This is a genomic window from Aquisphaera insulae (assembly GCF_011064615.1).
Classification (GTDB): Bacteria; Planctomycetota; Planctomycetia; order Isosphaerales; family Isosphaeraceae; genus Aquisphaera; species Aquisphaera insulae.
Map to the genome: position 1 here is coordinate 1 of NZ_JAALJH010000090.1, position 19377 is coordinate 19377.

17 protein-coding genes are annotated in these 19377 nt (G+C 68.1%); 8 read left to right on the top strand and 9 right to left on the bottom strand.

Annotated features, from left to right (window positions below; all coding sequences use genetic code 11):
* Positions 1 to 1624: 1624 nt before the first annotated feature.
* From argJ to rbp, 3 genes are all read left to right on the top strand, one after another.
* Entirely contained in the window at positions 1625 to 2827 is a 1203-nt protein-coding gene (gene argJ / locus G6O54_RS30590; RefSeq protein WP_165232388.1) for a bifunctional glutamate N-acetyltransferase/amino-acid acetyltransferase ArgJ, read from the top strand.
* Complete coding sequence (locus tag G6O54_RS30595; protein ID WP_165232391.1) at positions 2824 to 3354, top strand: GNAT family N-acetyltransferase; 531 nt, start codon at positions 2824 to 2826, stop codon at positions 3352 to 3354. The genes argJ and G6O54_RS30595 overlap by 4 nt, the downstream gene beginning before the upstream one ends.
* A 263-nt stretch (positions 3355 to 3617) precedes the next feature.
* Positions 3618 to 3950, top strand: coding sequence for an RNA-binding regulator (rbp, locus tag G6O54_RS30600; protein ID WP_165232455.1), 333 nt, complete (start codon positions 3618 to 3620; stop codon positions 3948 to 3950).
* 136 nt (positions 3951 to 4086) lie between these two features.
* On the opposite strand, the gene G6O54_RS30605 is transcribed toward rbp, so the two are convergent.
* The 3 genes from G6O54_RS30605 to larB all read right to left on the bottom strand — a co-directional run bounded on the left by G6O54_RS30605 (position 4087) and on the right by larB (position 6526).
* Positions 4087 to 4551, bottom strand: a complete 465-nt coding sequence (locus tag G6O54_RS30605; RefSeq protein ID WP_165232394.1) for a hypothetical protein — start codon at positions 4549 to 4551, stop codon at positions 4087 to 4089.
* A 237-nt stretch (positions 4552 to 4788) separates the two neighbouring features.
* Positions 4789 to 5682: an NAD(P)H-hydrate dehydratase gene (locus tag G6O54_RS30610; protein ID WP_165232397.1), complete on the bottom strand. Its 894-nt coding sequence runs from the start codon at positions 5680 to 5682 to the stop codon at positions 4789 to 4791.
* 37 nt (positions 5683 to 5719) lie between these two features.
* Positions 5720 to 6526 (bottom strand): nickel pincer cofactor biosynthesis protein LarB, encoded by an 807-nt coding sequence (gene larB, locus G6O54_RS30615; RefSeq protein ID WP_165232400.1) that lies wholly within the window; start codon positions 6524 to 6526, stop codon positions 5720 to 5722.
* Between the two features lie 216 nt (positions 6527 to 6742).
* Between larB and G6O54_RS30620 the strand changes: the two genes are divergently transcribed.
* The 5 genes from G6O54_RS30620 (at position 6743) to G6O54_RS30640 (ending at position 12447) form a co-directional block, all read left to right on the top strand.
* Positions 6743 to 7723, top strand: coding sequence for a YfaP family protein (locus G6O54_RS30620; RefSeq protein ID WP_165232403.1), 981 nt, complete (start codon positions 6743 to 6745; stop codon positions 7721 to 7723).
* Between the two features lie 249 nt (positions 7724 to 7972).
* Positions 7973 to 9283 (top strand): efflux RND transporter periplasmic adaptor subunit, encoded by a 1311-nt coding sequence (locus G6O54_RS30625; protein WP_165232406.1) that lies wholly within the window; start codon positions 7973 to 7975, stop codon positions 9281 to 9283.
* Between the two features lie 51 nt (positions 9284 to 9334).
* Positions 9335 to 10048 (top strand): ABC transporter ATP-binding protein, encoded by a 714-nt coding sequence (locus G6O54_RS30630; protein WP_165232409.1) that lies wholly within the window; start codon positions 9335 to 9337, stop codon positions 10046 to 10048.
* Complete coding sequence (locus G6O54_RS30635; RefSeq protein WP_165232411.1) at positions 10045 to 11247, top strand: ABC transporter permease; 1203 nt, start codon at positions 10045 to 10047, stop codon at positions 11245 to 11247. Before G6O54_RS30630 ends, G6O54_RS30635 begins: the two co-directional genes overlap by 4 nt.
* A gap of 36 nt (positions 11248 to 11283) precedes the next feature.
* A complete protein-coding gene (locus tag G6O54_RS30640; protein ID WP_165232414.1) occupies positions 11284 to 12447 on the top strand; it encodes an ABC transporter permease in 1164 nt (387 codons plus the stop codon).
* A gap of 82 nt (positions 12448 to 12529) precedes the next feature.
* On the opposite strand, the gene G6O54_RS30645 is transcribed toward G6O54_RS30640, so the two are convergent.
* The 6 genes from G6O54_RS30645 to G6O54_RS30670 all read right to left on the bottom strand — a co-directional run bounded on the left by G6O54_RS30645 (position 12530) and on the right by G6O54_RS30670 (position 19253).
* Positions 12530 to 13618 (bottom strand): polysaccharide pyruvyl transferase family protein, encoded by a 1089-nt coding sequence (locus tag G6O54_RS30645; protein WP_165232417.1) that lies wholly within the window; start codon positions 13616 to 13618, stop codon positions 12530 to 12532.
* 78 nt (positions 13619 to 13696) lie between these two features.
* Positions 13697 to 14923: a glycosyltransferase family 4 protein gene (locus G6O54_RS30650; RefSeq protein ID WP_165232420.1), complete on the bottom strand. Its 1227-nt coding sequence runs from the start codon at positions 14921 to 14923 to the stop codon at positions 13697 to 13699.
* A gap of 235 nt (positions 14924 to 15158) precedes the next feature.
* Positions 15159 to 16115, bottom strand: a complete 957-nt coding sequence (locus G6O54_RS30655; protein ID WP_165232423.1) for a GDP-mannose 4,6-dehydratase — start codon at positions 16113 to 16115, stop codon at positions 15159 to 15161.
* Positions 16116 to 16187: 72 nt separating this feature from the next.
* Positions 16188 to 17099 (bottom strand): DUF1684 domain-containing protein, encoded by a 912-nt coding sequence (locus G6O54_RS30660; protein ID WP_165232426.1) that lies wholly within the window; start codon positions 17097 to 17099, stop codon positions 16188 to 16190.
* A gap of 108 nt (positions 17100 to 17207) precedes the next feature.
* Positions 17208 to 18221 (bottom strand): DUF1573 domain-containing protein, encoded by a 1014-nt coding sequence (locus G6O54_RS30665; protein ID WP_165232428.1) that lies wholly within the window; start codon positions 18219 to 18221, stop codon positions 17208 to 17210.
* Positions 18222 to 18395: 174 nt separating this feature from the next.
* The gene (locus tag G6O54_RS30670) at positions 18396 to 19253 is read right to left on the bottom strand and encodes a carbon-nitrogen hydrolase family protein (RefSeq protein ID WP_165232430.1); all 858 of its coding nucleotides are present in this window, start codon (positions 19251 to 19253) and stop codon (positions 18396 to 18398) included.
* Positions 19254 to 19377 lie beyond the last annotated feature (124 nt).

Here is a 19377-nt window from a genome sequence, read left to right on the forward strand (position 1 = left end):
GGCGAGGCTCCTGCCGAGCCAGGCGCTAGCTGGCGATCGCGCCGGGGCCTGGTTCTCTGAGGACCGAGACGGCACCCACCGCCTGCACGGTGGGCCCCCGCATATCCCCTCCAGGTGGACCTTCATTTCGGAGATTTTCCGCCCACCCTGAAACTCGCAGGCCCGAATTCGGGATTGTACTGAGTAAGAGCTCAGCGAACGAGCGCGCGCGAGGTTCACCCCGGAGATGCTGCCATGGCCACCGAAGCCCAGATTCTGGCCAACCGAAGCAACGCCAGGCTCTCGACGGGACCGCGGACGAAGCGGGGCAAGGCCCGATCGGGGCGGAACGGATTCGGGCCGGGGGGGCGGAAGAAGCCGGCGCCCACGTCGCCCGCGGCCAAGCCCGGAGCGATCCAGGACCGCGTGGCCGAGTTCCTCCAGGCGGCGAGCTCGGCCGCGACCGAGGAGGAGAAGTCGCTCCTGAAACAGGCCGCCGAGCTCTCCTGCAAGATCGAGCAGGCGGAGCGGGCCGAGTCCGCGTACCTGGTGCGGGCCGTCCGCAAGGCGGAGGAGCGCCGGCAGGCGACCGAGGCCGATGCGGAGCGTCGGGCGGCGGGGCTGATGTGGCGGCTCCTGGATTGGAAGGAGCCCGGCGGCGACGACGTCGTCGAGGACCGGGCGTGGAAGATCCTCGAGGATCTGGAGGAATCGCCGCTCGGGCGGACCGGGCTGCTCCGGGCCTGGGCCTGGATGCGCACCCGGATCGAGGCCGGGACGCCGTTCGGGATCTCCGAGCGATTCCGGATCGCCCGGCTGCTCGGCTACGAGCCGCTCGATGTGGCGATGGTCCCGGACGCCATCGCGATCTTCCTGGCGCTCAACGCGCTCGACCCGGAGGGTCCGGCCGTCTGCGAGGACTTCTTCGCCATGGCCCGCGAGCGGGCCGCGGGACGTCCCGCGATGATCGTCAACTCGCTGGTCTGGCGTGAGGAGGAGCTCGAGCCGGGGGCCGAGGAGGAGGCCCGCGCCTTCCTGCTGGAACGAGTGGACAGGGAGGTGGCCCGGCTGACGCTCCTCCACGCCGAGACCGAGGCCGATCGGGCCGACCGCGAGGCGCTCGAAGCGAGCGCCGCCGTGGAGCGTCTCCGGGGCGAGGCCTCGGCGATGCACCGGCAGCTCCTCCGGGTCCTGGAGGCGATCTGCCGGATCCGCCGGACGGGGCCGGCGAGCGGGCCGGGAGCGGGAGGCTCGGCGCCGGCACTCCTCGCCGCGACGCAAGGTGTCGGGGCGGCCGGGGCCGAACACCTCGGGATCGCGCCGGCTCTGGAGCAAGGCCCCTCCGAGGCACCGGCCGGCCCATGCGTGGTGTTCCACCACGGCCAACCGGCGGAGGTGGAAAGGAGGCCAAAACGAGAAAAGTCGGCCCCTGCGAAGCCAATCGAAAACCGCATCGAGACTATTTCCGGAGAAGCACTTGCGGCGAGCCCTTCGAAGCAGGCGGAGCGACGACCGAAGCCAAGCTCCGCGGGAGTATCGGGGAGAGGCGAAGGTCGTCCGATGCCGCGTCGGGCCTGTCGCCCCGCCGCCCGGGCGGCTATGCTGGATCGGGAAACCGCATCGCTCCGAGCACCGAGAGACAGCCATGGCAGACGCAGCTCCAATCGTCGTCCCGAAGGGGTTCCGGGCGGCGGCCGGCAAGGCCGGGATCAAGCCGTCGGGCGGGATCGACCTGGCGGTCTTCGTGGCGGATGGGCCGTGCGCGGCGGCCGGGACGTTCACCACCAACCGGATCTGTGCGGCGCCGGTCAAGTGGTGCAAGAGCCTGCTGCCGGCCGACGACCTCCGCGCGATCGTGGTCAACGCCGGGAATGCCAACGCGGCCACGGGAGAGCAGGGGGTCGCCAACGCCGCGCGGACGGCGGCGAAGGCGGCGGAGCTCGTCGGCTGCGAGCCGCGGCAGGTGCTCGTCGCCTCGACGGGCGTCATCGGCCATCAACTGCCGATGGACAGGCTCGAAGCGGGACTGGAGCGGCTCGTCCCGCAGGCATCGACCGCCGCCACGAGCTTCGACGAGGCGTCACGGGCCATCCTGACGACCGATACACATCCCAAGGTGGTGTCGCTCTCCTACAGCGAAGGTGGGGTCGAGTTCCGCCTCCTCGCGATGGCCAAGGGGGCGGCGATGATCGGGCCGCGGATGGCCACGATGCTGGCGTTCCTGCTCACGGATGCCCCGGTCTGGCCGAACGACCTCCAGCCCATCCTCTCGGAGGCGGTGGAGGAATCGTTCAATTGCCTCTCGGTCGAGGGGCACGAGAGCACGAACGACACGGTCCTGATCCTCTCGAGCACCGCCGGCACGGAGCCCACCCTGGCGGGCGAGGCGCTGACGGCCTTCGCGGGGATGGTCCGCTCGGCGTGCGAGAGCCTGGCGAAGATGATGGCGGCCGACGGCGAGGGTGCGACCCACTTCATCACGATCGACGTCGAGGGATGTCGGGACCGCGACGAGGCCCGGGCGATCGCCCGCGAGGTCGCGGAGTCGGCCCTCGTGAAGACGGCGATCCATGGCGCGGATCCGAACTGGGGACGCATCGTCTCCGCGGCCGGATATGCGGGGGTGGACTTCGCCGAGGAGGAGCTTTCGCTCCGGATCAACGGCGTCTGCGTCTACGAATCCGGCGCACCGACGTCGTTCGACGCAGCGGCCCTCTCCGCCGACCTGAAGGCCCATCGCGACGTGTCGCTCCGGCTGGAGCTCCGCCGCGGCGAGGGCAAGGTCCGATTCTGGACGTGCGACCTGACCGCCGAATATGTTCACCTGAACGCGGATTACACGACGTGACCGCGCCGGAACGGCTCGAGACCGAACGGCTGGAGCTGCGGATGTTCCGGGAGTCGGACCTGGACGCCTACGCGGCGATGTGTGCCGATCCGGAGGTGATGCGGCACCTCGGCGACGGCCAGCCGATGACCCGGTCCGAGGCGTGGCGGAGCATGGCGACCGTGCTGGGCCACTGGCGGCTGCGAGGCTTCGGCCTCTGGGCCGTGGTGGACCGCGGCGGCGGCGAGCTCGCCGGCCGCGTGGGCCTCTGGCGGCCGGAAGGGTGGCCGGGCATCGAGCTCGCCTGGACGCTCCGCCGCGAGTTCTGGGGCCGCGGGCTCGCCACCGAGGCGGCCGTCGCGGCGCTCGGGGTCGCGTTCGGCCCGCTCGCCCAGTCGCACGTCATCAGCATGATTTCCAGCTCCAACGGCCCCTCGATCCGCGTCGCCCGCCGGCTCGGGATGCGGCTGGAGGGGCGGACGACGCTCCTGGGCCAGTCCGCCGAGGTCCACGGGATTCGCCGCCGAATCGTCCCGATCCAGAGATGAAGGCGCGAACCCCGGGGGATGGCCCCCCCTCTGACGTCCCGAGAGACGGCCCGCGATTCTCCGCGTCCCGCCGGAATTTTCCCTTTCTTTTGGTTTGACGAATCTCTATACTTGGCTCGGTCTGGAATCAAATGAGTGCATGTTGATAGACGTATTGACGTCTGTTACTTATCTCATGAGATGTCCGGCCCGCTCGGCGGAATCGACCGCACGGACGTTCCGAAGTGTGCAGGCGTGATGCGCCCTGATTGAGGAGTTTGATGGTGGGCAAGAAACTGTACGTCGGCAACCTCACCTACCGCACGAACAGCTCCGACCTGGAGCAATTGTTCTCCCAGTACGGCAGCGTCCAGAGCGCCGAGGTGATCTCCGACCGGGAGACCGGCCGGAGCAAGGGTTTCGGTTTCGTCGAGATGGGGACCGATGCGGAGGCCAGGGCCGCCATCGACGCCCTGCATGAACACGAGGTCGACGGACGCCGTCTCACCGTGAACGAGGCTCGTCCTCGCGAGCCCCGCGGTGGTGGAGGCGGCGGCGGTGGAGGCTGGCGAGGTGGCGGCGGGGGTGGCGGTTACGACCGCGGCGGCCGCTATTGAACCCTCGCCCGACGCGCCCGGATGAAAATGCGAGCAGCCGTCCCCGGTTCGCGGAGACGGCTGCCGAACATTCTCGTACGTAATCCGATGGCCATCTCGCCCCGCTCGGGGATCCGAGATGAGCGGCGGGTCGCGCTCAGCCTTCGGCCTTCTTGTTGGCCGCGGCCAGGGGGCGAAGGACGGCGAGCATGGTGTTGAGATGCGCGAGTCGCGGGCCGAACTTGTCGACGAAGTCGCCGAGCGAGAAGTCTCCTTCGAGGAGATTCTCGTGGTTGTCCTCGACATAGTAGGCCATGTCTCGCATCAATGAGGCGTGAACCTCCTCGAGGCGCTTGAGCGTATCCTTGCACGCGTCCAGGACGTGCTCGTGACCCTGTTGCCACCGCTCGAGGTCCGCGCCCTGTCGCGCCCGCTGCTCGCGATTGACCTGGACGATCTCGCGGGAGAGGTCCAGTTGCTGCCGCTGGATCTCCATCATCTGACGGAGGGTATCCAGCGTCTGGTTCTGGAGATTCGCCAGGAGATGGAGCAGCAGGACGGGATCGTTGGGATTGGGGGGCGATCCGGCGCCCGCTCCCTGGCCGGTCGGCGAGACTTCCATGCGATAAGTCCAGGGCGCCGACGAGGGGTTCTCTCGAGAGGACACTCAAACCTCCGGGTTCCGGGTGAGCGTCGGAAGGGCGACGATTGGACCTCCGCCTGGAAGCCCGCGCCGGCGTCATGATGCCCGGCCCTCACAACTATACTTCAGGTTCGGTCCGCGGCATAGGTCATTGGCGCGACGAATCCGTCGGGCCGGCGCCGCGGCCGGGGGCCGAAAGGCCCGGCACTGCGGGGATCAGAAGCCGATGTCCGGATCCTGCGAGGCGTGCTCGAAGGCGTCCGGGAGTGCGTCCACGAGGTCCCCGGCGATGAGGCCGATGACGCCGTTATGGTCCTTCGCGATGTCCCCCGCGAGGCCGTGGATGTAGACCCCGAGCTGGGCGGCCTCGAAGGCCGGGAGCTTCTGGCCGATCAGGGCGGCGATCACCCCGGTGAGGCAGTCGCCGGTGCCGCCCGTGGCCATGCCCGGGTTGCCCGTGGTGTTCACGTAGGCGCGGCGGCCGTCGGTGACGACCGTGCCGGTCCCCTTGAGGACGACCGTCAGGGGGTTGAAGCGGCCGGCGAACGTCGCCGCCTGCTCGACCCGCGCCGCCTGGATGTCCTTCACGGTCCCGCCGATGAGGCGGGCCATCTCGCCCGGATGGGGCGTGATCACGACGGGCTGGTCGCCGGCGGCGAGGAGGTCGACGTGCCCCTCGGCCAGGACATTGAGGGCGTCGGCGTCGAGGACGAGCGGCTTCCCGGAGGCCTCGAGGAGCCATCGGACCAGCCCGAGGGTGCCGTCGGAGCGACCCAGGCCCGGGCCGGCGGCGATCACCGTGGCCGCGGAGGCCAGGCGCTCGATCGCGGGGCGAGCCCTGGCGAAATCGATCAGGCCGTCGTCGTCCTGGGGGAGGGGATAGGTCATGTACGAGGGCTCGAAGCTGGCGACGGTCGGCTGGACCTCGGCGGCGGACGCGACGCGCACCAGGCCCGCGCCGGAGCGGATCGCCGAGGCGCCGCAGAGGGCCGCGGCGCCGGCCATCCCCCGGCTCCCCGCCAGGACCAGGACGTGGCCGAACTGGCCCTTATTGCTGTCGACCGGCCGGGCCGGGAGCGAGGGCAGGGATTCGATGCGTTGCACGGACATGGGACGTCTTGCTCCTTGGCCCGGAGAGTCCGGGCGCTCACTCTGGGACGGTGGCGGACGCGGCACGGGCCGCGGAGAGGCGGGCCATCCCCGCCCGGCGCGCGATCAGGCCGGCATTGTGGCCGCCATTGAAGCCCGCGTCGATGTTCACGACCGTGACGTTCGAGGCGCAGCTATTGAGCATGCCGAGCAGCGCCGCAAGGCCCTGGAAATGGGCCCCGTAGCCGATGCTCGTGGGGACGGCGATCACCGGGCAGGCGACGAGCCCTCCCACGACGCTGGGCAGTGCGCCTTCCATCCCGGCGACGACGACGAGGGCATCCGCGTCGCCCAGGCGGGGGAGCTGATGGAGCAGGCGATGGAGCCCCGCGACCCCGACGTCGGCCACGAGCGTGACGTCGCAGTTCCAGGCCTCTGCGGTGACCCTGGCCTCCTCGGCCACCGGGAGGTCGCTCGTCCCCGCCGTGACGATCACGACCCGGCCGACCTTGGGGCCGTCGGAGTCCGGCCCGGCGATCCGGAACGTCCGGCCGACGGCGTTGTGCACCCCCTCGGGGAAGGCCCCCTTGAGGTGCACGGCGGCCGCCGGCTCGACCCGCGTGACCAGCCCGCCCTGCCCGTGCTCCAGGAGCGTCCGGAGGATGGCCTCGATCTGGGGGGCGGTCTTGCCCTGGCCGAAGACGACTTCCGGGAACCCGCACCGCACTCGGCGATGGAGGTCGACCTTGGCGAAGTCGCCGGCATCCACGTAGGGATGGGTCTCGATCCGGCGGGCCGCGTCGGATGGCGAGAGCCTCCCGGCGGCCACGGCCTCCATCATCTGCGACAGCTCGTGGGGGTCCATGGCGGGGCCGATCCTCGTGGCGGTGGGCACGTTCGCACCTGGGCGATTCCGAAGGACATCCCTTGTAACCCCGGGCGGGGGGAAACCGCAACCGATTTGACTTTCGACCGCTCGGCGTGGCGTGCTAAGCTCGACGTCCTTGGGCGGGTGGGACGATGCGGCTCGGCCAGGCCGGGCGGCACCTGGGGCATCCGCCGAACGGCCTCGAGGACGATCATGCCGGTCAGCCCCGCCGAACCCCCACCGGGCAGCCCCACGACCCGGCCGCGAGTCCCCGTCGCCGGCCCGCCCCCGGTCGCCCGGCCCGTCGATTCGATGCCGGGCCAGGATCGGGCCCCGAGCTTGCCGCCCGTCGACGACCTGGACCTCCCGTGGTGGACCCCCGCCGCGCTCAAGGGATGGGCGGCATCGATGGTCCTGCATGGGATCTTGCTCCTCATCCTGGCCTTCTGGGCCTTCTCGCCGCCCCTCCATCGAGTCATCCAGATCGACGGCCGACTGGCCGGGTCGCCCAACGGCGTGCCCGAGGGCTCGACGCTGACCGGCGGCCTGAATGCGCCGATCGACGTGCCGGACCATCCGTTGGAGCTGCCTCCGCCTCCCACGCCGTTCGAGGAGATGCCGCTCGAGCTCAATTCCAACGGCCTCGAATCGATGCTGACCCGGGCCCGAGACGCCCGCCCGAGCGCCGGCGGCGGGGCCCCCAACGCCAACCCCGGCGCCGGGGACGGCGACGGATTCGGCCTGGCCCGGTTCGGCGACGGGGGCGAGGTCGTCCGCGGCGTCGCCGTGAAGGTGGGCGACCCTCAGTTCACGCTGATCTGGGACAGCGACGCCGACCTCGACCTGCACGTCATCGAGCCGGGCGGCAAGGAGATCTACTGGGAAGAGCCGAAGGGGAAGCAGGGCGGCGAGCTCGACGTGGACAACACCAAGGGTTTCGGTCCGGAGAACATCTACTGGCTGGTCGAATCCTCCGGCCCGGGCTCGCAGAAGGTCAAGGGGCCCGGCCCGCCGGGCAACTACCAGTGGTTCGTCGTCTACTGGGGCGGTTTCGGCGGCGTCCCCAAGCCGACCCACTGGAAGGTCCGGATCAAGCACCAGGGGAAGCTGACCGTCGTCAACGGGAAGTTCCGGGCCCTCAACGAGCGGAGCCGGACTTTTACCCTCAAGGTGGATCCGCCGCCGGGCCCGTGAGGCCGCCGATCGCCCGAAATGCTCCAAGATTCCGCCCCGATCGGCGAACAGACTGTCGCGATGGCCCAGGGAATCCCGCCGACACGACGACGCCGGAACCCCCGGCTTGACTGTTCCGGTTGTGTCGACGGGGCGAAGAAAGGTAAACCTTTCGATCTCGCCCTCCTTGGGTTTTGCCGCTATACTCACGGACAGTGGGTGCCGGGCCTCCCGGATCGCGGTCGCATAACAGGGGCTCCGAGGTTCGCCATGTCGAGCACGCTCCGGGATGAGCTGGCGTCGTTGAAGATCGAACGTCCGGACCGAGGTCGGGTCTCGCGGCAGCCCGAGGCACCGGCGAGGCCGTTCAGCGGCGCCGAGTATCGCCGTCGGGGCGGGGGCGCCCTGCGGCTCCTGTCATGGATTCTGTGGCTGATCCCGCTGGGGATCATGGGCGGGGCGGGCTGGTACGGCTACAAGCAATACGACCAGATCCGCAGCAAGCCCGAAGTCACCGTGGGCCTGGTGCAGCGGATGACGACGGGCGAGGCCGAGAAGCTGCTCACGGCCAAGGGTTACCTGAAAGCCCAGAAGCAGGCGATGATCGGGACGAAGGTCGCCGGCCGCGTCGATCAGATGCTCGTGAAGGAACACGACCACGTCGAGGCCGGGGCCCTGCTCGCGGTGATCGAGCACCACGACCTGGACGCGATGATCGAGCAGCGAGAGGCCAACCTGGAGAAGGCGAAGGCCGAGCTCGAGGAGGCCACGGCCGAGGGCTGGCAGAAGGGCCGAGAGGCGCAGCGTGCCGAGCGGCTCGCCGGCAAGTCCGTGGTCGCGCAGGAGGAATTCGAGAAGGCGAGGGCCTCCAGCGACATGACCCAGGCCCGGATCAAGGCCCTGCGGGCCTCCATCCGGGCGATGGAGGCGAACATCAAGGAGATGAAGTCGACGCTCCGGTACGAGATGGAGATCCACGCCCCGTTCGCCGGCACGGTCGTGGAAAAGCAGGGCGAGGTCGGCGAGATCATCTCGCCGATGGCGATGAGCTCGTCGCTCGGGCGGTCGGCCGTGGTGACGATCGCCGACCTGCAGCACATGGACGTCGAGACCGACATCTCGGAGAACCTGATGTCGCGGATCGAGCTCGGGCAGCCTGCGGAGGTCTCCGTGAGCGCGAACCCGAGCAAGCGATACCAGGGCAAGCTCCGCCAGATCATCCCGATGGGCGACCGGACTCGAGGCACGGTCAAGGTCAAGGTGGAGATCACCGATCCGGACGAGAAGCTCTTCCCCGAGCTCGCGGCCACCGTCCACTTCCTGCCGTTCAAGTCGGGCGAGCAGGCCGAGGCGAACCGCTCCTTCGTGTTCGTCTCCAAGGCCGCGGTCTTCCAGGCGAATGGCCACGACTATGTCTGGGTGGTGGACCGCAAGTCGCGGCTATCCAAGCGGGCGGTGGAGGTCGCGGCCACCCGCGAGGACCTCGCTCGCGTCGAGACCGGGCTCGAGGCCGGGGAGAACGTGGTCCTGAATCCCCCCGGGACCCTGAAGGAGAACGAGATCGTCCGGATCGCCGAGTAGTCCCACTCGGTCCCGCCCGGACCTGACCCAGCTTGAGGAGATTCCAAGCTCATGAGCGAGCCGTCGATCATCCTGCGGCAGGTGTACAAGGACTACCGCCGCGACGAATTCGTCGTCCCCGTGCTGGCGGGGCTGGATCTCGAGGTACCCAAGGGGGAGTATCTCGCCCTGATGGGCCCGTCCGGCTCCGGCAAGACGACCCTGCTCAACCTCGTGGCCGGGCTGGACCGGGCGACGAAGGGGGAGGTCATCGTCCACGGCCAGGACCTGGGATACCTCTCCGAGGCCGAGATCACGCGATGGCGGGCCAACAACGTCGGCTTCATCTTCCAGACCTATAACCTGATCCCCGTCCTGACCGCCTTCGAGAACGTGGAGCTGCCGCTCCTGCTCACCCATCTTTCCCGCAAGCAGCGCCGCGAGCACGTGATGACCGCGCTCAAGATCGTCGGATTGCAGGCGCGCGAGCACCATTACCCGAGGCAGCTCTCCGGCGGCCAGGAGCAGCGCGTGGCCATCGCCCGCGCGATCGTGACCGATCCCTATCTGCTGGTCGCGGACGAGCCGACCGGCGACCTGGACCGGAACACGGCCGGCGAGATCCTCGACCTCCTGGAGCTGCTCAATCGCGAGTTCGAGAAGACGATCGTCATGGTCACGCACGACCCGATCGCCGCGGCCCGCGCCGGCCGTCAACTCCACATGGACAAGGGCAAGCTCGTCGACGACATCATCCAGGACAGCCGCGTGCAGGTCGCGTCATGAAATACTTCAACTACATCCTCCGGAACGCGCTCCGCAACCCGATCCGGTCCGTGTTGACCCTGGCGTCGACGGCCATCTGCCTGTTCCTGATGATGATCCTGCTCGCGTTCTTCGCGATCAATGACGAGGTCGCGGCCCAGACCCGGATCTACAACCGGATCATCACGATGAACGCCAACGGGTTCGCGGGCATGGTCCCCATCGGCCGGATCCCCCAGATCACGCAGATGGACGGCGTCGTGGCCGCGACCCCCTTCTCGTGGTACGGGGGCAAGTATCACGACCAGGTCATGCCGTTCGCGCAGTTCGCCATCGACGCCGACACGGTGTTCACGATCCTGGACGAATACACGGTCCCGCCCGATCAACTCGCCGATTTCAAGGCCAACAAGGACGGGGCCGCCATCGGCCGCCTGCTCGCCAGCGACTGGAAGCTGAAGGTCGGCGACCCCTTGCCGCTCAAGGGGGACATCTACCCGGTCGACATGAACCTCACCGTGCGGGCGATCTACGACGGCGCATCCAACCGCGACCTGCGGATGTGCCTCTTCCACTTCGACTACTTCGACGAGGCGATGAAGCGGGTGACGATGTCGTCGGCCTCCGGCGGCTCGCTGGCCACCAACAGCGCCCGCAACTCCGGCAACGCCGGATCGATCTTCGTCAAGTGCAAGAACGCCAACATGATGGCGGGCCTCTGCAAGAAGATCGACGACGAGTACCGCAACAGCGAGTTTCCCACGCGGACGCAGACCGAGGAGGCGTTCGCCAAGATGTTCTCGGAGATGCTGGGCGACCTCAAGAACGCGATCTACGGGATCGGCGCGGCGGTGGTGATCTCGCTCCTCTTCGTGGCCGGCAACGCGATGGCCATGGCGATGCGCGAGCGGACGTCGGAGGTCGCGGTGCTCAAGGCGATCGGCTTCGGCAAGGGGCGGGTCCTCTTCCTGGTGCTGAGCGAGGCCATCCTCGTGGCGGGCCTCGGGGGCGCCGCGGGGGCACTGGGCTGTAAGTTCCTCTGCGACTACGTCGACATCGCCAAGTTCACGGCGGGGTTCATGCCGTTCTTCTACATCCCCTGGAACATCGCGCTCTTTGGGGTTGCCGTGTCATTGTTCATCGGCTTCGTCAGCGGCTTCTTCCCGGCCATGATCGCCGCCAATTCGTCGGTCATCGACGGGCTGAGGAAGGTCGTCTGACCGGGGTTCGACTCATCGGGGAATGCAGAGGGACTCATGATCCCGATCAAGTACAACGTCCGGAACCTCCGGGTCCGGTGGAAGACGACGCTGATGACCATGCTCGGCACGGCGCTCCTCGTCGGATCGTCGTGCATCCTCTTCGGCCTGGTGGATGGCCTGGAATACAGCCTCAAGGTCTCCGGCGATCCGCTCGACCTGATCATCCTGCGGAAGGGGTCATCGAGCGAGACGTCGGGGGGATTCGAGGGGGCGAAGGCGGACGAGGTCTTGAACGTCAAGGGGATCGCGCGGGATGAGGACGGCAAGCCCCTGGCCGCCAAGGAGCTGCTCAACATCGCGATCGCGGAGCGCGGCAACGGCACCCGCAACAACCTGATCATCCGCGGCGTCCAGCCAGCCTCCCGCAAGCTCAGGCCCGACTTCAAGATCGTGGCCGGCCGCGACCTGACCGAGGGCCGGAACGAGTGCATCGTCAGCAAGAGCCTCTCCCGCCTCTACAAGGGGGCGCAGGTCGGGGGCCTGCTCAACTTCGGGGACAAGGAGAAATACCAGGTCGTCGGCATCTTCTCGGCGGGCGGCAGCGCGGCCGAGAGCGAGGTCTGGGCCGACCTCAAGGACGTGGAGCGCAACACCGGACGCGACGGCTCGGTCTCCTGCGTCCAGCTTCGCGCGGCCAGCCCGGTCGACTTCGCGGCCATCCAGAAGACGCTCACCGAGGACACCCAGTTCCGCCTGGCCGCGCTGCCGGAGACCTCCTATTTCGAGACCCAGGCCAGGTCCAGCCTCTTCCTCAAGGTGGCCGGATCGCTGATCGCCGTCCTGCTCACGTTCGGCGCGATGTTCGCCGCCGCGAACACCATGTTCGCGGCCGTCAAGTCGAGGACGCGTGAGATCGGCACGATGCGGGCGCTCGGCTTCTCGCAGTGGGACGTGCTCATCTCCTTCATGGGGGAGTCGCTCCTCCTCTGCACGCTGGGCGGCGTGCTCGGCATCCTCCTGACGCTCCCCCTGAACCTCCTGACGATCGAGACCAGCAACTTCAGCACGTTCTCCTCGGTCTCCATCACGTTCCGGTTCGGCTGGTTCGTGGCCGCCGTGGCGCTCACCATGACCATCGCGATGGGCCTGTTCGGCGGCATCCTCCCGGCTCTTCGGGCGGTCCGACAGGAAGTGATCGCGGCCTTGCGGGAACTCTGAGGGCGCGCGAGCTCGAGCCTCCTCGAGTGATCGGAGATCGGCCGGAGCCCGGGAGCCGCGAGCCGCCGGCCGCTCGTTCCCCTCACTTGATCGTGTCGAGCCACTCGAGGAAAGCGTCCATGCCCTTGATCGTCTTCGACTTGGCGAGGTCCAGCGCGGCGGCGGCCTCCTCCTCGGGCAGGTTGGGCTCGGCCGCCAGGAATTCCTCGACGGTCTTCCAGGTCACTTCGTCTCGCTGGTGGACGGGGACCGAATGGATCCCCATGTCGTTGAAGATCTCGACGGACTTGTTGGTCCCGCCCTCGATGTGGAACTGGAGGATCTTCCGGTTCCCATACATCAGGGAAAGCAGCGTCGTGTGCAGTCGCGAGGTGATGATGGCGTCACGCTTGGCCAGGAATGGCAGATACATCGTGTCGTCGGAGTAGACGCCCGTGTTCGGCCTGAGATAGGTCCCCAGCCCCTCGCGGATCATCTCCTGGCCGAACGGCTCCTCGACGCGCACGAAGTCCACCTGGGTGTCGGTCTTCTCCAGGTTGGCGACGATCTCGCGGAGGCGATCGAGGTACTCTTCCGTGACGCCCGCGTTCGGGAGCCGGAACGCCGTCGCGATGCCGGGCTTGTAGATGTACCGCTTGGGGTGCTCGAGGAACGCGATGTCCGCCGAATCGACGACCCACTTGGCCCCGGCGCCACGTGCATTCTCGGCGGAGCGGCTCGTCCGCGCGATCACCAGGTCCGCCCCGGCGACCGATTCCCGGACCGACGGTTGCTTGAGCGCCCCCTGCTCGATGGAGTGGAAGAGGATCGCGCGTCGCTTGACGCGGGGGTAGAAGCGAAAGACGTCGTTCTTTGTGTAGAATTCGTTGATGCGACCGCCGGGGGCCTCGCAGACGGCGTCGAACGTGTCGAGGTAGGCGAAGGGCCGGTAACCGCGGCCCACCCTCTCCGCGACCTCTCGCATCCAGCGGCGGGGTCGGCTCTGGTCCTCGAGGATCTTGAGCTGCGGGAACCGCCTGACGAGCCGGGCGCAATAGGCCGGGTCCATGACGGACTCGAGGAGGAAGTCGTACTTGTCAAGGATGCCGAGCTTCTCCAGGTAGCCGAAGAAGGCGAAATGGTGCGGGAAATCGGTGGTTCCGTGAGCTCGCATGTACGCGATGGTCGGCATAGGGCAATCCCGAGGAGGAAACGAGTCCCGAGACGAGGCTCGGGGATGGGCCATGACGCCTTCAGCGGCGCAGCCCCGTCAAGAGTAGGGGTAAGTCGCGAGGGAGTATTGGGAGAGCCAGCCGAGGTCCTCCGGGGTCCCGGAGAGCCAGCGGGCCCACAGGTCGCCGGCGACGAGCGGGACGCCCAGGCGTCCCCAGGTGGCCTCGGAGGCCGCCGACTGGGACCGATACCGGTCCTGATCGTCGGCCAGGGTCTTCAGGCATTCGGCGAGGGCCGCCGGATCCTTCTGGGGGAAGATCGAGACCGCCCGATCGCCCCGGAGCCTGGCCACGAACATGGGGTGGTCGGAGATGACCAGCGGGCTCCGAGAGATGAAGCCGTCGATGATCGCCATCGGCAGGCCCTCGCCGTAAGCATGGTGACTGGGGACTGTCACGACGTCGCACTCTCGCATCGTCGCGATCACGTCGTCGTGCGTGACCTGGCCCAGGAACCGCACATGATCGGCGACGCCCAGGGATCTTGCCAGGGCCTGGAATTCGTCGAGCTTGCCGGTCCCCATCAGGGCGGCCGACGCGTCATTGCCACCCCGCCGGAGGATCGCGATGGCACGGATCAGGTCGCCGACGCCTTTCTCCTCGACGACCGCGCCGGCGTACGCCACGGACAGCTTTCCCGGCTCCCGCGGGGCCAGCTTGGGGGGGAAGTCCGCCGGCGACTGGAAACGGGGCCAGTCCCAGGGCAGGATCTTCTTCGCCGAGACTCCAACGCGGACCAGGTCCCGAGAGGCATCGAGCTGGTGATTGGCGACGAAGTCGATGCCGGGCTGATTGAGGACCCGGGCGAGCCGCCAGAGGTGGATTCGACGGCTCAAGGGGAGCCGACGAAAGCTATCCGCAAGGAAGGGTAGCACCCTGACGCCTTCGCGAAGGCACCACCGGATGATCGGCAGGCAGGGGTATCGCACGATCACCGAGGTCGGGGAGATCTCCTTCAGTCGGCGTAGGACATTCCCCGACGTCCTGGCATTCCACGGAATTTCGGGCAGGCCGATGCAACGGACGCCGCTGGGCAAGACCTCGTCCGCGGCGGGCTTCGCCACCGTGATCACCGTGGTCGGGCCGCAGGTCGCCGGCAGCTTCTCGACCAGGTCCACGGAGTACCGCTGCGCGTAGTACGTCTCACCCAGGCCGCTCGCGAACCTGTGCACGGCGCCCGCGTAATCCCCGAACTGCACGAACACGACACTCGGTTGCCTTCGCGTCATCGACCCTTCGGCCGAGCCGGCGGGATTCTGCACCATGCAATTATCCGGTCATATAAGTAAGACGATGCAATGAAGACGCCTCGCAATGAAGTCGAGTGGATTGGTGGTGCGAGGTGGAGCCGGCGTGCGGGGCGGCAGGTTCTGTGTGGTCCGAGGCGACAAGTCAATCGTCGCCCCTTATCAGGAAAACGATAGCGATTGGAAATGGCCTTTGCAAGAGATCCACGAGGGCGTGCGGTTTTGTCATCGCGGCTCGCGGCGCGGACGTCCTTCATGGGTTCCCCACGCCTCGATGCCATGCGACGTAAGCCGCAAGCCCTTCGCGGAGCGAGGTCTGCGGTCGATAGCCGAGCTCGGCGGAGGCACGGCTGATATCGGCGAACGTCTGGCGGACGTCTCCGGGTTGGCCGGGAAGCTCGGTGATCGACGGAGCCTTGCCCAGCGCCTCGCCCAGGGAGTTGATCAGGTCTCGGAGTCCGATCGGGTCGGAGTTCCCGAGGTTGTAGATCCGATAGCCTTCGCACCCGGCGATGGCCCTGATGATGCCCTCGATGATGTCCCCGATGAAGGTGTAGTCGCGCCGGGTCGAGCCGTCGCCGAACATGGGCACCGGCTCGCCGCGTTCGATGAGCCGCGTGAACTTGGCGATGGCGAGGTCGGGCCGGTTCCTCGGCCCGTAGGCCGTGAAGAACCGGAGCCCCGTGACCGGGAGTCCGTGGAGATGATGGAAGGTATACGCCATCAGCTCGCACGCCTTCTTCGTCGCCGCGTAGGGGCTGATCGGAGAGTCCACCGGATCGGTCTCGCGGAACGGTCCCGCGGCCCGGTCGCCGTAGACGCTCGAGCTGGAGGCGAAGAGGAATCGCGGGCGAGGCTCCAGTCGGCAGGCCGCCTCCAGCCAGCGGACCGTCCCCAGGACGTTGACGTCGGTGTAGAGGGCCGGGGCCTCGATGCTGGGCCGGACGCCGGCGCGGGCCGCCAGGTGGACGATCGCGTCGGGCTGCACGGCTGACACCAGCCGGCCCGTCGCTTCCGCATCGCGGATGTCCAGCTCGCACAGCCGGCAGCGCGGGCTGGCAAGTGCCCGGGAGAGGTTGGATTCCTTCGTGGACCTCGCGTAGAAGGGGTCGAAATTGTCGACGACGACCACCTCGTCTCCCTCGGCGAGGAGGCGGTCGACGAGGTGAGAACCGATGAACCCGGCACCACCGGTCACGATCACTCGCATGGATCTATGCCTTCACGGAAGGTGTGATCGGCGACGAGGCCTGAGGCCCCTCGACCGGCCGCGGTGCCGTTCTCAGGGGCGGGATCCGCTCGTCTCATACGTCTGCTCGCCGGCCGTGATCGGGAAAGACATCCGATTCTGAGGAGGGGCCAGCGGGCAGGTGGCGAACGGGATGTAAGCGCAGGGGAGGTTGGTTGCCCTGTTGAAGTCCAGCACCAGCTCACCGGTGGTCGTCCGAGACACCGTGAGTTGCCTGGCCCCGCCGGCTGTCGTCCTTCCGCTCGTGCCGTCCCGGAAGACAATCCAGAGCGATCCGTCCGCCTCCGACGCCGCCTGAAGCCGGTATTCCTTCCCGTCATGGCGGAAGACGACGTGGCCGGGGCTCTCCGCCACCTCCTGCTCGCCGACGATCGTGTTGAAGACCAGCCGGGTTTTTCCCGATGCCGGGACGAACCGCGCCGGGATCCTCCAGCTCGGGTCGACGGGATACCAGCGCAGTCCCTTGAAGTTCCGGCGGGCCTCGCTACCCGGGTCCTTGACGCGGAGGGCGTACCTCGTGCCGCGTCGCAGGAGGATCAGGCGGATCTTACCCACGCTCAGGACGTCGGGCTTTCCCGTCGCGTCGGATCGAATTTCTCCGGCGGAGAACGGGGCCCCGGACTTCATCACCGTCGCCCCGGAGGCCGCCTCGAAGTTCGCGGCCTCGCCGCGAAGCTCGATCGTGCCGACTTCGGCCGGGGCACTCGCGGGAAGCAGGATGTCCGCGGTGGGATCGCTCCCGAGCCGGAGCTTGCCGGGGGAGAGCCAGTGCAGGCCCACCACGCTGAGCCAACCGTCCTCGGACTTGAGGTCAGCCTCTCGCTGCTGTCGGAACCGCTCGATCTCCGCGCCGTAAGCTCCGTCATCGGCGTGAGCGGTCATCGACGGGTGGTGCCACGAGGCCAGGAGGAGCATGACAAGGAGACGCGGACGGATTGGCGGCATGGGTGAAATCCTGAGGAGGCTGCCGACCGCTCGTGAGCGCCGACGGCTGCAGACGTTGTATCGTATCCTGTCCGCAGCCGTCGATGAACACCGGGCCCGCCGGTTCCCTCACGGATTGACGTGGAGCGTGGCCGTCAGGTCCAGCGGCGGCTCGTCGGGGAGGTCGGTGTGGACGCGGAAGACCCGCTTCAGGTCGCCCCGCGTGTTCCCGTCTCCCGGCCGGTAGGCGACGGTGATCACGTGCGTGTTCTTGCGATCGGGCGCGGCCGCGGCCACCGAGAAGCCGTCGCCGGCGCCTTCCACCTTCGTGATGGCGAAGGGGCGCGTGCTCCGCACGACGAACCGCCCCTGCTTGCCGTCGGCCGAGCTGATCTCGCCCATGGTCAGGACCGACGGAGCGGCCGTCAGGTCCCCCCGGACGTAGCCGGTGATCAGCACGGGGATGCTCGGCGTCTCCCGGTCGTTGCTCAGCAGTCGGATCTCGTCGCGGATCGGCCCGGCCGGTGCGTCCGCCCGCACCCCCACCGTGAGGGCGTAGCTCACCACCCCCTTGGGGTCCCTCTTCGTCTCCACGAGCTGCGCGGTGAGCACGCGGCTGGCCGACACCATGCGATCGAACTTCCAGGCGGGATTGCCGATCCGGTCGATCGTGATCACCTGGGTGGGGCTCTGCCCCTTGATCACGGCGCCGAAGTCCGCCGAGCCGGGATTGAGGACGATGTCGGCGAGGATGTTGGACGACACCCCGAGCCGGACCTCGGCCTCGCGCCCGCTCGCCGTGACCAGCGTCACGAAGAGCGTGGTCGCCTTGAGGCCCAGGAAGTTCCGCGTGTCCATCTGGGCCTCGATCACCGCGCTCTGGCCGGGGTTGACCGTACCGGTGCTCGCCTTGCCGCTGGTGCATCCGCACGAGGGGCGGAGATTCAGGATGGTGATCGGCTCCGCGAGTCGATTCACGAGCGTGAAGTCATGCTTGACCTTGGCGCCGCGAGGCACCGGGCCGAAGTCATGCACCCGTTCCGTGAAGAGCGAGTCCGCCCAGCCGGCCGCCCCCGCGGAGGCCGTACCCGATGCAATCCACAAGAGCCCGACCAGCGCCCCGGAAATCCTCCGTCCGATCATCGTCGCCTCCTGCCATCATGCCTCGAAGCAACGCGGCATCCTGCCCGCTCATGCTCGATCACGGTTCGTATCGGCATCCGCTTGATCAGCGCTCAATCTAACCCGGTAGGTTCCCGACGTTCGGGGAACCTGGGGAAGGCGGGCGATTGCTGCGGCCGGGGAGAGTCGACCAGGTCATTCCTTGCCGTTGGGCTGAACGAGCGGCCCGTAATAGGAGGGGCGGCGATCCGCGATGCGATTGATCTCGTGGCGGCCGGGGACGCGGACGAGGTGCTTCTTGCGGGCACGCTGCGGGTCGATGTCCGCGATCAGGATCTCCTCGCGGTCCGCGGGGGCACGGCAGAGGACGTTGCCGGCCGGGTCGGCGATCGAGCTGGAGCCGATGAACCGGAACCCGCTCTCCACGCCCACGCGATTCACGGCCAGGTAGTAGACCGTGTTCTCCATGGCCCGGCATGAGACCATGTGCTCCGCGGCGGCCTCCGAGTGCGTGGGCCAGTTGGTCGGCAGGACCAGCAGGTCCGCGCCCAGGAGCGACATGATTCGCGCACTCTCGGGGAACGAGCCGTCGTAGCAGATATGCATGCCGACCCTCAGCCCGAGGCCGGCGATCTCGTGGACGGCGAACGGCCGGTCGCCGGGATCCACGAACATGTCGATCCCGAGGAAGGGGAGGTGCACCTTCCGATAGGTCCCGATCACGCCTCCCGGGCCGACCAAGGTGCACGCGTTGTAGAGCCGATCTCCGTCGCGTTCGAGCAGCCCGAGGATGCAGGAGCAACCCGTCCGGTTCACGGCCTGCGCGATTCGGCCGATCTCCTCGCCGTCCACCGGCACGGCGTGGGCCATGCCGTCCTCGCGCGAGCCGAAACCGTAACCGCTCAGGGCACACTCGGGGAAGACCGCGAGCCGTGCACCGGCCTCCGCGGCCCGGCCCAGGCCGGCCTCGATCCGGGCGAGATTCTCGGCGACCTGGCCCAGGGATGGCTCCATCTGCACCGCGGCCACGCGGACGGTCTCGGGATGATTCATCTTGGGATTCCAGCAACAGGAAGCGACGCCGCCACGATCGTCCACGGATCGAGGACAGCATACCGATCCGAGGGAGATCGTGCGAATTTACATTCGTTAAGAGTCGGGAGTACCCGGACTGCGT

Coding starts and splice junctions, on each gene's coding strand:
- G6O54_RS30655 (WP_165232423.1), bottom strand. CDS start 16,115: ATGCGAGTGATCGTGACCGGTGGTGCCGGGTTCATCGGTTCTCACCTC.
- G6O54_RS30635 (WP_165232411.1), top strand. CDS start 10,045: ATGAAATACTTCAACTACATCCTCCGGAACGCGCTCCGCAACCCGATC.
- G6O54_RS30645 (WP_165232417.1), bottom strand. CDS start 13,618: ATGCCGACCATCGCGTACATGCGAGCTCACGGAACCACCGATTTCCCG.
- argJ (WP_165232388.1), top strand. CDS start 1,625: ATGGCAGACGCAGCTCCAATCGTCGTCCCGAAGGGGTTCCGGGCGGCG.
- G6O54_RS30670 (WP_165232430.1), bottom strand. CDS start 19,253: ATGAATCATCCCGAGACCGTCCGCGTGGCCGCGGTGCAGATGGAGCCA.
- G6O54_RS30620 (WP_165232403.1), top strand. CDS start 6,743: ATGCCGGTCAGCCCCGCCGAACCCCCACCGGGCAGCCCCACGACCCGG.
- G6O54_RS30660 (WP_165232426.1), bottom strand. CDS start 17,099: ATGCCGCCAATCCGTCCGCGTCTCCTTGTCATGCTCCTCCTGGCCTCG.
- G6O54_RS30610 (WP_165232397.1), bottom strand. CDS start 5,682: ATGTCCGTGCAACGCATCGAATCCCTGCCCTCGCTCCCGGCCCGGCCG.
- G6O54_RS30650 (WP_165232420.1), bottom strand. CDS start 14,923: ATGGTGCAGAATCCCGCCGGCTCGGCCGAAGGGTCGATGACGCGAAGG.
- larB (WP_165232400.1), bottom strand. CDS start 6,526: ATGGACCCCCACGAGCTGTCGCAGATGATGGAGGCCGTGGCCGCCGGG.
- G6O54_RS30665 (WP_165232428.1), bottom strand. CDS start 18,221: ATGATCGGACGGAGGATTTCCGGGGCGCTGGTCGGGCTCTTGTGGATT.
- G6O54_RS30640 (WP_165232414.1), top strand. CDS start 11,284: ATGATCCCGATCAAGTACAACGTCCGGAACCTCCGGGTCCGGTGGAAG.
- G6O54_RS30625 (WP_165232406.1), top strand. CDS start 7,973: ATGTCGAGCACGCTCCGGGATGAGCTGGCGTCGTTGAAGATCGAACGT.
- G6O54_RS30630 (WP_165232409.1), top strand. CDS start 9,335: ATGAGCGAGCCGTCGATCATCCTGCGGCAGGTGTACAAGGACTACCGC.
- G6O54_RS30605 (WP_165232394.1), bottom strand. CDS start 4,551: ATGGAAGTCTCGCCGACCGGCCAGGGAGCGGGCGCCGGATCGCCCCCC.